The 10,722-nt window shown below is 69.1% G+C and carries 10 protein-coding genes; 3 read left to right on the top strand and 7 right to left on the bottom strand.

All coding sequences use genetic code 11. The features are described from left to right. Positions 1-92: 92 nt before the first annotated feature. From AB0230_RS06315 to nrdH, 6 genes are all read right to left on the bottom strand, one after another. Positions 93-1,241 carry a GDSL-type esterase/lipase family protein gene (locus tag AB0230_RS06315; protein ID WP_366374639.1) on the bottom strand — a complete coding sequence of 383 codons (1,149 nt, stop codon included), beginning with the start codon at positions 1,239-1,241 and terminating at the stop codon, positions 93-95. Continuing rightward, entirely contained in the window at positions 1,238-1,816 is a 579-nt protein-coding gene (locus tag AB0230_RS06320; RefSeq protein WP_366374641.1) for a TetR-like C-terminal domain-containing protein, read from the bottom strand. The genes AB0230_RS06315 and AB0230_RS06320 overlap by 4 nt, the downstream gene beginning before the upstream one ends. A 107-nt stretch (positions 1,817-1,923) precedes the next feature. Then, the gene (gene nrdF, locus AB0230_RS06325) at positions 1,924-2,898 is read right to left on the bottom strand and encodes a class 1b ribonucleoside-diphosphate reductase subunit beta (RefSeq protein WP_108320566.1); all 975 of its coding nucleotides are present in this window, start codon (positions 2,896-2,898) and stop codon (positions 1,924-1,926) included. A 38-nt stretch (positions 2,899-2,936) separates the two neighbouring features. Beyond that, entirely contained in the window at positions 2,937-5,093 is a 2,157-nt protein-coding gene (gene nrdE, locus AB0230_RS06330; protein ID WP_363389659.1) for a class 1b ribonucleoside-diphosphate reductase subunit alpha, read from the bottom strand. Further along, positions 5,075-5,515: a class Ib ribonucleoside-diphosphate reductase assembly flavoprotein NrdI gene (nrdI, locus tag AB0230_RS06335; protein ID WP_366374644.1), complete on the bottom strand. Its 441-nt coding sequence runs from the start codon at positions 5,513-5,515 to the stop codon at positions 5,075-5,077. Before nrdI ends, nrdE begins: the two co-directional genes overlap by 19 nt. 28 nt (positions 5,516-5,543) lie before the next feature. Further along, on the bottom strand, positions 5,544-5,777 hold the full coding sequence (gene nrdH, locus AB0230_RS06340) for a glutaredoxin-like protein NrdH (protein WP_055838040.1): 234 nt from the start codon (positions 5,775-5,777) through the stop codon (positions 5,544-5,546). Between the two features lie 511 nt (positions 5,778-6,288). On the opposite strand from nrdH, the gene AB0230_RS06345 reads away from it, so the two are divergent. After that, complete coding sequence (locus tag AB0230_RS06345; RefSeq protein WP_315994699.1) at positions 6,289-7,494, top strand: MFS transporter; 1,206 nt, start codon at positions 6,289-6,291, stop codon at positions 7,492-7,494. A gap of 193 nt (positions 7,495-7,687) precedes the next feature. Here AB0230_RS06345 and AB0230_RS06350 read toward each other — a convergent pair whose 3' ends face one another. After that, complete coding sequence (locus AB0230_RS06350) at positions 7,688-8,092, bottom strand: pilus assembly protein CpaE (RefSeq protein ID WP_366374647.1); 405 nt, start codon at positions 8,090-8,092, stop codon at positions 7,688-7,690. Between the two features lie 135 nt (positions 8,093-8,227). On the opposite strand from AB0230_RS06350, the gene AB0230_RS06355 reads away from it, so the two are divergent. Next, entirely contained in the window at positions 8,228-9,388 is a 1,161-nt protein-coding gene (locus AB0230_RS06355; protein ID WP_366374649.1) for an acyl-CoA dehydrogenase family protein, read from the top strand. Continuing rightward, positions 9,388-10,662 (top strand): DUF445 domain-containing protein, encoded by a 1,275-nt coding sequence (locus AB0230_RS06360; RefSeq protein WP_315994702.1) that lies wholly within the window; start codon positions 9,388-9,390, stop codon positions 10,660-10,662. The genes AB0230_RS06355 and AB0230_RS06360 overlap by 1 nt, the downstream gene beginning before the upstream one ends. The last annotated feature ends 60 nt before the right edge of the window (positions 10,663-10,722 follow it).

The following is a 10,722-nucleotide window of genomic DNA, read 5'->3' on the forward strand; positions in this document are numbered from 1 at the left end:
CGAAAAACCGTCCGCACCGGCGCCGCCGGCTCCGCGAGGGAGCACCGGCGCCGCCGCGCGAGCGGACCGGCGCGCCGGGCCCCGGCGGCCCGCTAGCGGCTGAGCGGAGCCCCGGCGCCGAACGCCGCCGCCGCGAACCGCTCCCCGATCAGGCGGTGCGTCGCCGTGTCGGGGTGCAGCCCGTCCGGGAGCGGGTGGGTGACCGCCTCGTCGGCGCCGTACAGCGACAGACCGTCGAGGTAGTGCAGCGCGGGGTCGTCGGCCCGCGCAGCCATCACCGACGCGAGCAGATCCCGGATCACCTCCAGAGTGAGCGCTCCGCGCGCGACCTCGGCGGGCGACCCGGTGGCGACGAATCGCGCCGACCCGGAGCGCAGGCTCTCCGGATCGAAGGCGCCGGGGCCGGGGGTCTTCTCGTGGATGCCGCTGAAGATCGGCGACACCACCAGCAGCGGGGTGTCGGGATGCCCCTCGCGGATCGTGTCGAGGAACCCGTGCACCGCCGGGACGAAGGCGCGCGCCCGCATCGCGTCGGCGTTCACGACGTTGATGCCGAGCTTGACGCTGATGAGGTCGGCATCCCGGTCGCGGATCACCCGGGCGAGGAAGGGGTCGACCATCGCGCTGCCCCCGAAGCCGAGGTTCTGCAGCTGCACCCCCGCGGCGCGCGCCGCGACGACGGGCCAGATCTCGGTGGGAGCGGCGGCGTTCGAGCCGTGGCTGATGGAGCTGCCGTGGTGCACCCAGACCGGTCGGGCGTCGGCGATCGGGGCGAGCGGCGCGTCGGACTCGAGCGAGACGAGGTCGATCTGCTCGTTGTGGGGCAGCCAGATCTCGACGGTCTTCTCGGCCGGAGCGAGGTCGCCCACCGCGACGGTGTCGGCCGCCCCGGGCCGAGGAGTCGCCGCTCCCGTCGCCAGGTCGAGCTCGAGCGCGTCGCCGTCTTCGAGAGGTCGACGCCGCACGAGCACGTCGTCGACCAGCACGTCCACCTGCCCGCGGGCACGATCGAGCCCGCGGTACGACACCCGCGTGGCGTGCAGGCGCAGGGTGAGGGTGGTCGCCGTCGTCCGGAAGCGCAGATGGATGCCGGACGGCTGACGCTCCACCATCGCGAGCTGCCCGTCGGCCTCCCGGGAGCGGTACGGCAGCGGCAGGCGATGCAGGCGCAGGCCGCGCTCGACCGGCTCGAGCTCCGCGCCGCCGCGAATCAGCTCCGGGGTCAGGGGGGTCGTGATCACTTCTCGTCCTTCGCGTTCCAGTGAGCCAGGAGACCGTCGAGACGGTCGATGAGCAGGCGCCAGGAGTCGTCCGCCGGCGGCGCGCTGTGCGCGAAGCTCCCGATGTGCTCGAGGTGCAGGAAGCCGTTCAGGAACGACCCGATGAGCCGCGTCGCGTGCACGCGATCGTCCTCGGGGATGCCGTAGCCGCGCAGCACCGCTGCCGGCCCACGGCTCGATCGCGCGGCCTCCTCGGTGCGCGCGACCGCGTCGCCGGCCCGGCGCTGCAGGCTCTCCCAGCGGCCGGGGTGGGCGCGCGCGTACTCGCGGTGCGCGTCGCACAGCGCGCGGAGGGCGTCTCGCCCGGCGCGACCGGCCACCGCCTCGCTCGCGCGGTCGCCCACCTCGCCGAGCGCGAGGGTCGTGATGCCGTCGCGGAGGGCCGCGAGATCGCGCACGTGGCCGTAGAGGCTCGGGGTGCGCACGTCGAGTTCACGGGCGACGGCGGAGAGGGTCACCTCGGTGAGGCCACGCGCGTCGGCGAGGTCGGCCGCGGTGCGGATGACGGATCGCGGGGTGAGCGGAGGGCGTTGCATGCCGTAAGCCTATAGGTATTAGGCTATTAGCTACTAATCGTAGTTGGGGAGCGGCGAATGACGAAGGCCCCGCACGGTCGTCCGTGCGGGGCCTTCGTCGTCGGAACTCAGAAGTCCCAGTCGTCGTCTTCCGTCGCCTCGGCCTTGCCGATGACGTACGACGAGCCCGACCCCGAGAAGAAGTCGTGGTTCTCGTCGGCGTTCGGCGAGAGCGCCGACAGGATCGCCGGGTTCACGTTCGTCACCGACGCGGGGAACATCGCCTCGTAGCCGAGGTTCATCAGCGCCTTGTTGGCGTTGTAGTGCAGGAACTTCTTGACGTCCTCGCTCAGTCCGACCGAGTCGTAGAGGCTCTGGGTGTAGCCCACCTCGTTGTCGTAGAGCTCGTACATCAGCGAGAACGTGTAGTCCTTGATGTCCTGACGACGGGCCTCGTCGACGGTCTCGAGTCCGCGCTGGAACTTGTAGCCGATGTAGTACCCGTGCACGGCCTCGTCGCGGATGATGAGGCGGACCAGGTCTGCCGTGTTGGTGAGCTTGGCGCGGCTCGACCAGTGCATGGGCAGGTAGAAGCCCGAGTAGAACAGGAACGACTCGAGAAGGGTCGAGGCGACCTTGCGCTTGAGGGGATCGTCGCCACGGTAGTAGTCCATGACGATGCGCGCCTTCTTCTGAAGGAACTCGTTCTCGGTCGACCAGCGGAACGCCTCGTCGATCTCCTTCGTCGAGCACAGCGTCGAGAAGATCGACGAGTAGCTCTTCGCGTGCACCGACTCCATGAACGCGATGTTCGTGTAGACGGCCTCCTCGTGCGGAGTGATCGCGTCGGGGATCAGCGAGACCGCGCCCACCGTGCCCTGGATCGTGTCGAGGAGCGTGAGCCCCGTGAAGACGCGCATCGTGAGCGTCTGCTCCTCGGGGGTGAGCGTGTTCCACGACTGGATGTCGTTCGACAGCGGCACCTTCTCGGGGAGCCAGAAGTTGTTCACCAGACGGTTCCAGACCTCGAGGTCTTTGTCGTCCTGGATGCGGTTCCAGTTGATGGCCTGCACGTGGTTCAGCAACTGCAGCTTCTCAGCCATGTCGTTCCTGTGTCCTTGATCGGTCGGTGGTCAGCGGATCAGAGCATGCACGAGACGCACTCGGTCATGTCGGTGCCCTCGAGCGCCAGCTGACGGAGGCGAATGTAGTAGATGGTCTTGATGCCCTTGCGCCAGGCGTAGATCTGGGCCTTGTTGATGTCGCGCGTCGTGACGGTGTCCTTGAAGAACAGCGTCAGCGACAGGCCCTGGTCGACGTGCTGGGTGGCTGCGGCGTACGTGTCGATGACCTTCTCGTAGCCGATCTCGTACGCGTCCTGGTAGTACTCCAGGTTCTCGTTCGTCATGAACGGGGCCGGGTAGTAGACGCGACCGAGCTTGCCTTCCTTGCGGATCTCGATCTTCGAGGCGATCGGGTGGATCGAGCTCGTCGAGTTGTTGATGTACGAGATCGATCCGGTCGGCGGCACGGCCTGCAGGTTCTGGTTGTAGATGCCGTGCTGCTGGATGGAGGCCTTCAGCTCGCGCCAGTCGTCCTGCGTGGGGATCTGCACCCCGGCGAAGAGTTCCTTCGCCTTGGCCGTCTGCGGCTCCCACGCCTGGTCGGTGTACTTGTCGAAGAACTCCCCCGACGCGTAGGTGGAGTTCTCGAAGCCGTCGAAGGCCGTGCCGCGCTCGATCGCGAGGCGGTTCGAGGCGCGCAGCGCGTGGAACAGCACCGTGTAGAAGTAGATGTTCGTGAAGTCGATGCCCTCTTCGGAGCCGTAGTAGACGTGCTCACGAGCGAGGTACCCGTGCAGGTTCATCTGGCCGAGACCGATGGCGTGCGAGCGGTCGTTGCCGTCTTCGATCGAGCGCACCGAGGCGATGTGGCTCTGCACGCTGACCGCGGTGAGGGCACGGATCGCGGTCTCGACCGTGAGGCCGAGGTCGCCGCCGTCCATCGCGAGGGCGATGTTCATCGAGCCGAGGTTGCAGCTGATGTCCTTGCCGATGGTGTCGTACGAGAGGTCCTCGTTGTACGTGGTCGGCGTGTTGACCTGCAAGATCTCGGAGCACAGGTTCGACATGTTGATGCGGCCGGCGATCGGGTTCGCCTTGTTCACCGTGTCCTCGAACATGATGTACGGGTAGCCCGACTCGAACTGGATCTCGGCGAGGGTCTGGAAGAACTCGCGCGCGTTGATCTTCGTCTTCTTGATGCGCGGGTCGTCGACCATCTCGCGGTACTTCTCGGTGACCGAGATGTCGCCGAACGGCTTGCCGTAGACCTTCTCGACGTCGTAAGGCGAGAAGAGGTACATGTCCTCGCCGTTCTTCGCGAGCTCGAACGTGACGTCGGGGATGACGACACCCAGCGACAGCGTCTTGATGCGGATCTTCTCATCGGCGTTCTCGCGCTTGGTGTCGAGGAACCGGAGGATGTCGGGGTGGTGGGCGTTGAGGTACACCGCGCCGGCGCCCTGACGCGCACCGAGCTGGTTGGCGTAGCTGAAGCTGTCTTCGAGGAGCTTCATGACGGGGATGATGCCCGACGACTGGTTCTCGATCTGCTTGATCGGCGCACCCGCTTCGCGGATGTTCGACAGCAGCAGGGCCACGCCGCCGCCGCGCTTCGACAGTTGCAGGGCGGAGTTGATGCCGCGGGCGATCGACTCCATGTTGTCTTCGATACGGAGCAGGAAGCACGACACGAGCTCGCCGCGCTGGGCCTTGCCCGCGTTGAGGAACGTGGGGGTCGCGGGCTGGAAGCGGCCCGAGATGATCTCGTCGACGAGCTGGACCGCGAGACGCTGGTCGCCGTCGGCGAGGGCGAGGGCGGTCATGACGACGCGGTCCTCGAAGCGCTCGAGGTAGCGCTTTCCGTCGAAGGTCTTGAGCGTGTAGCTCGTGTAGTACTTGAACGCGCCGAGGAAGGTCTCGAATCGGAACTTGGCACCGTAGGCGCGGTCGTTCAGCTCCTGGATGAACTCCATCGAGTACTTCGCGAGCACGGTCGGCTCGTAGTACTCCTTCTCGACGAGGTAGTCGAGACGTTCCTTGAGGGAGTGGAAGAACACCGTGTTCTGGTTGACGTGCTGCAGGAAGTACTCCCGCGCCGCGCGCTTGTCGGCGTCGAACTGGATCTTGCCGTCGGCGTCGTACAGATTCAGCATCGCGTTGAGGGCGTGGTAATCCAGTCCCTCGAATCGCGCTTCGGTCTTGAAGTCCACGTCGGTCAGCTCAACTTCCACCATCGTTCCAATCCCTCGGTGACCCGCTGGACATCGTCGGGGGTGCCGAAAACTTCCAGCCGGTATAGGTGCGGCACCGCGCATTTGCGCGCGATGATGTCTCCGGCGAGGCAGAAGGCGTCGCCGAAGTTCGTGTTTCCCGCGGAGATGACCCCGCGGATGTTTCGTCGGTTCCGCTCCTCGTTGAGGAACCGGATGACTTGCTTGGGGACCGCGCCCTTCTCGACGCCTCGGCCGGCTCCCCCGCCATAGGTGGGGGTGACCAGCACGAAGGGTTCGTCGATGTGGAGGGGCGGGTCGGTCGGCCGGAGCGGAATGCGCACGGCCCGCTTGCCGAGCTTCTCGATGAAACGTGCGGTGTTGCCGGACACGCTCGAGAAGTAGACGAGCAACGGGGCCTCGGTCGCCGACACGACAGCGCTCATGACGGGGGTCTGAGAGCCTGTCGCCGGATCAGGCGAGGCGCGACGCGAGCTCGTCGATCTTGTCGGGGCGGAAGCCCGACCAGTGGTCCTCATCGGTGATGACGACGGGTGCCTGCAGGTACCCGAGCGACTTGACCTGCTCGAGCGCCGACGGGTCTTCGGACAGGTCGAGCACGTTGTACTCGATGCCCTTCGAGTCGAGCGCGCGGTAGGTCGCGGTGCACTGGACGCAGGACGGCTTGGTGTAGACCGTGATCGCCATGTCGTTCTCTCTCTCCCCTGGAAAATCGTCGTCCGGGCGGGCAGGGCTCGCCGGGACCTCAATACTACATATGGGGACGGACATCGGAAGGCACCACAAGGGGTAGTAGTTACATCCGTGTGATTTTCCACCGTCTCTCCCCATGTACAACACAGGTTGTCCACGATTTCATCCACAGATGGCCCTCCCTCCCGAGCGCTGTTAACAGCCGCGATTCCGCGGTTGTCGCCGAGTCCGACGCCGTCTGTCCACAGATCGGACGCTAGACGGGGGTTCCGACATCGCACAGGCCGTGGAATTCGCCCACCGGCGTGTCGCGGCGTGTCGCCGGACCGGCCCCACCGGCCGCCGATCGAGATCCCCCGGTCCGCGCGAGAGCACGGCATCCGATCCCCGAGGACGGCGTGATCTCGACACGACCGCGTGCGTCCGGGGCGCAGGGCCGGCGCTCCCCCTGCGCACGACACCCGCCGTCGACACGGATGTCCGAACCGCGCTGTAGCGTTGTGCGGTGGCCGGCTACCGCGAACTGCTTCGAACCCCTGGCGTGGGGCGCATCATCGCCGCGCAGCTGACCGCGCGCTTCCCCAACGGCATGACGAGCCTCGCCGTCCTGCTGCACATCGAGCACGTCACGGGGTCGTACGGCGCCGCGGGCCTGGTGCTGGCCGCCACGAGTATCGGGCAGGCCGTCGCGGGCCCGGTCACGAGCCGGTGGATGGGGCGCTGGGGCATGCGCCGCGTCCTCACCGTCACGCTGCTCGTGTGCGCGGCCGCCATCGCCACTCTCGCGCTCATCGAGATGCCGCTGCCCCTGTACATGACGCTCGGCCTCGTCGCGGGCCTTTCGACACCGCCGATCCAGTCGGCCGTGCGCACCATCTACCCGAAGATGGTCAATTCGAAGCAGCTCACCCCGCTGTACTCGCTCGACGCCTCGCTGCAGGAGATCATCTGGGTGCTCGCACCGGTGCTCATCACCCTCGTCGCGACCCAGGTCGGCACCGTCCCCGGGCTGTTGCTCGTCGTCGTCATCCTGCTCGGCGGCGGCGCCTGGTTCATCCTCAGCCCCGAGGTCGGCCGCGTCCGCATCCCGCGCAGCCGTCGGGGTCTGGGGCGCGTCCTGGCCAAGCCGCCCGTGATCCTCGCCACCGCGACCGGGTTCCTCCTCATCGGCGCGTGCGCCGCGGTCGAGGCGGGCGTGGTCGCGACCTTCGACCACGGCGGCCTCGAGGCCGGGCTCATCCTCGCCGTCTTCGCCGTCGGCAGCCTCGCGGGCGGACTCTCGTTCGGCCACATCCCGATCGGCCCCTGGGCCATGGCGCGCCGCCTCGCGATCGTCGCCCTGGGCCTGTCGCTCACGATCGTCTCGCTCAACGCATGGTGGCTGGGAGCGACCCTGCTGGTCGCCGGCGCCGGCATCGCCCCCGCCCTCGCGGTGATGTTCGCGATGACCTCCGCGAGCGTCCGCTTCAGCGAGACCGCCGAGGCCTACGGCTGGATCAGCACCGGGCAGCTCATCGGCGCCGCCGCCGGCTCCGCCGTCGCCGGGCTCCTCATCGACGGCATCGGCCCCACCGGGGCCTACGTCGCGGCGGCGGCTTTCGCGATCGCCGGTTTCGTCGTCGCCGCGGTCTGCGTGCGCGGCTTCCCCGACCTGCGCCACCGCGACGCCAGCCCGATCCCCGACACCGAGCCGGTCGAGACCATCACCTGACCGGTCGCCGACCGCCCGGCATCCACGGCCCCGCCGGAACCCATGGGAGCCGCTCGGGCACGGGCCCGGGCGCGGTTCGGGGTGCATTCCGCACGTCGGGGCGCGATTCCCGCGCCCGGACCGCAGGATCACGCCCCGAACCCGCTACCCGCGGCCCCGGCGGGGCCACCGGGAGCGAACGGCAGTGGGACGATCAGTGCGTGCGGCGCAGCAGCTCCAGCACGGCGAGCGCGTAGGCGTCCTCGGGAGCGGGGTGGTCGAACACGAGGGTGGAGCCGCCGATCGAGATCTCGACCTCGTAGGTGTCGGACAGCCGCCGCAGCGAGCGGAACGTCGAGCGCAGCAGCTCGCGCAGCTGCAGCTCCGACGGCAGCCACAGCGCCTCCTCGGTCGCCACGGAGTCCAGCGCCCACTCGGTCGTGCCGTTGAAGGCCAGGGTGCGCCCCGTGGGATACTCGCGCGGCTCGACCGTCATCTCGCTCACGGTGAACACGTCGGCCTCGAACTCGGGCTCGTCGAGTTGGAAACGGTCGCCGGATCGCGGATGCCACACCAGACCCGCCTCGCGCAGGGCCAGGGCCATCTCGGTCGAGATCATGGCATCCATTCTGGGGGGCGATCGGCGCACGGCGGCCGAACGGGCGCGCGCGCACGGAGCCTCGAGGCCTACGGCGCCTCGACCCCCCTGTCACCCCCGGCCGCGATGTCGGCGGTCACGAGCAGAATGGATGCCATGACCTCGTTCGATCCGGCTCGGTATCTGCCCGACGATCTGCTGGCGCGGATGCGCGAGCGGGCGGTCGTCCACGACCGCGAGAACACGTTCCCCCACGACGACCTCGACGAGCTGCGCGCGGCGGGGTATCTCGGCATCCTGGTCTCCGAGGAGCGGGGCGGCGGGGGCCTCGGCCTCGCCGAGGCGTCGGTGCTGCAGCAGCGGCTCGCCGGGGCGGCGCCCGCCACGGCGCTCGCGGTGAACATGCATCTCGTGTGGACCGGGGTGGCCAAGGTGCTGCGCGACCGCGGGATCGATGATCTGTCCTTCGTCGAGGAGGGCGCCGCGGCGGGCGAGGTCTTCGCGTTCGGCATCAGCGAGGCCGGCAACGATCTCGTGCTGTTCGGCAGCGACACGACAGCCGAGCCCGACGGCGAGGGCGGTTACCGGTTCACCGGCACGAAGATCTTCACCTCCCTCTCCCCCGCGTGGGACCACCTCGGCGTCCACGGGCTCGACAGCACGTCGCCCGACGGCCCGAAGATGGTGTTCGCCTTCCTCGATCGCGATGACTCCGTCGTCAGCCGCGACGACTGGGACACCCTCGGCATGCGCGGCACCCAGAGCCGCACCACCGAGCTGCGCGGCGCGCACGCGCCCGCGCGCCGGGTGGTGCGCCGGCTCGACCCGGGCCCGCAGCCCGATCCGCTGGTGTTCGGGATCTTCTCCGTGTTCGAGATCCTTCTCGCCTCGGTCTACACGGGCATCGCCCGCCGCGCCCTGGAACTCGCGGTCGAGGCGGCGACCTCGCGCCGCTCGAAGAAGACGGGCACCACCTACGCCAACGACCCCGATATCCGCTGGCGCGTGGCCGACATGGCCCTCGCGTACGAGGCGCTCCCCCCGCAGCTCGCCGCCCTCGCCCACGACGTCGACGCCCTCGCCGACCACGGCGGGCGATGGTTCTCGCTGCTCGCGGGCGTCAAGCATCGGGCCGTGACGATGGCGAAGTCCGTCGTCGATGACGCGATCCTCGTCGGCGGAGGCTCCGCCTACTCGTCCCGCAACGAGCTCAGCCGGCTCTACCGCGACGTGCTCGCCGGGATGTTCCACCCCTCCGACCCGGAGTCCGCGCACTCGACCGCGGCGACCGCGTGGCTCGGACCGGTGACCGCCTGATGGCCCGCACACCCACGGCCGCCCTCAGCCCGGCCGACCAGGAGCGTCGGCGCGCGCTGCGCGTGATGAAGGGAGTGGCCCTCGGGGCGCTGCTGGCGATGGCCCTCGTCTTCGCCGTCTCCTTCTCGCTGCAGCGCGAGGTCGAGTGGTTGCAGTACGTGCGCGCGGCGGCGGAGGGCGGCATGGTCGGCGCCCTCGCCGACTGGTTCGCCGTCACCGCTCTCTTCCGGCATCCGCTGGGACTGCCCATCCCCCACACCGCGATCATCCCGCGCCGGAAGGACGAGATCGGGCGGCAGCTCGGCGAGTTCGTCGAGACGAACTTCCTCGAGGGCGACGTCGTGCGCACGAAGCTCGAGTCGACCCCGCTGTCGGCGCGGGCCGGAGCATGGCTGGCCGATCCTGCCCACGCCGACCGCGTCGCCGCGGAGGGGGCCACGCTCGCCACCAGCGTGCTCACGGCCCTCGACGACGACGACGTGCAGGGCCTGATCGAAGACCTCGCGCGCGAGCACCTGCTCTCGCCCGACTGGGGCCCCTCGATCGGTGGGTGGTTGCAGCGCGTGGTCGGCTCCGGCGCGCACCACGGCGCCGTCGACCTGGCCCTCGACAACATCGCCGTGTGGCTCGCCAACAACCGCGACACGTTCCAGGGGCTCGTGTCGCGGCGTCTGCCCTCGTGGGTCCCGAGCATGGCCGCGCGCCTCGTCGACGACACCGTCTACCGCGAGGCCGTGCAGTTCGTCGACGCCGTGCGCGCCGACCCCCGCCACCAGGCGCGCGGCGCCATCGACGGCTACCTCGCGCGCCTCGCCGACAATCTGCAGCACGACCCCGCCACCATGGTGCGCCTCGAGGAGGCCAAGGCCGCCGTGTTCGACAGCCCCCGGGTGCGCCAGCTCGCCGCCGACGCGTGGAACACCGCCAAGGCCGGACTGCTGCGCTCCCTCGCCGACCCCGAGAGCGCCCTGCGCCGACGGGCCTCCGCCGCGTTGGCCGAGGTGGGCGAGCGACTGCAGCACGACGAGACCCTGCAACGGCGGGTCGACGGCTGGGTCACCGATGCGGCGGTCTTCGTCGTGGGTCGGTACCGGCACGACATCGCCTCGATCATCACCGACACCGTCGAGCGGTGGGATGCCGAGGAGACCACCGAGAAGATCGAGCTCATGGTGGGCCGCGACCTGCAGTACATCCGCCTGAACGGCACGATCGTGGGGGCCCTGGCCGGGGTCGTCATCTTCACCGTGGCCCACTTCATCTGGGGCTCGTGATGATCCGCGGCCGGGCGCGCACATTCGTGTCGCGTCGCACCGCCCGCCGACACGCCGCGC

This window comes from Microbacterium sp. NPDC089190, from assembly GCF_040701795.1.
In the GTDB taxonomy this organism is placed as follows: Bacteria; Actinomycetota; Actinomycetes; order Actinomycetales; family Microbacteriaceae; genus Microbacterium; species Microbacterium galbum.

Bases quoted from the DNA above. Each gene is read 5' to 3' on its own strand.
- nrdF (WP_108320566.1), bottom strand. From the start codon at position 2,898: ATGGCTGAGAAGCTGCAGTTGCTGAACCACGTGCAGGCCATCAACTGG.
- nrdH (WP_055838040.1), bottom strand. From the start codon at position 5,777: ATGGCGATCACGGTCTACACCAAGCCGTCCTGCGTCCAGTGCACCGCG.
- AB0230_RS06355 (WP_366374649.1), top strand. From the start codon at position 8,228: ATGACCTCGTTCGATCCGGCTCGGTATCTGCCCGACGATCTGCTGGCG.
- nrdI (WP_366374644.1), bottom strand. From the start codon at position 5,515: ATGAGCGCTGTCGTGTCGGCGACCGAGGCCCCGTTGCTCGTCTACTTC.
- AB0230_RS06360 (WP_315994702.1), top strand. From the start codon at position 9,388: ATGGCCCGCACACCCACGGCCGCCCTCAGCCCGGCCGACCAGGAGCGT.
- AB0230_RS06320 (WP_366374641.1), bottom strand. From the start codon at position 1,816: ATGCAACGCCCTCCGCTCACCCCGCGATCCGTCATCCGCACCGCGGCC.
- AB0230_RS06350 (WP_366374647.1), bottom strand. From the start codon at position 8,092: ATGATCTCGACCGAGATGGCCCTGGCCCTGCGCGAGGCGGGTCTGGTG.
- nrdE (WP_363389659.1), bottom strand. From the start codon at position 5,093: ATGGTGGAAGTTGAGCTGACCGACGTGGACTTCAAGACCGAAGCGCGA.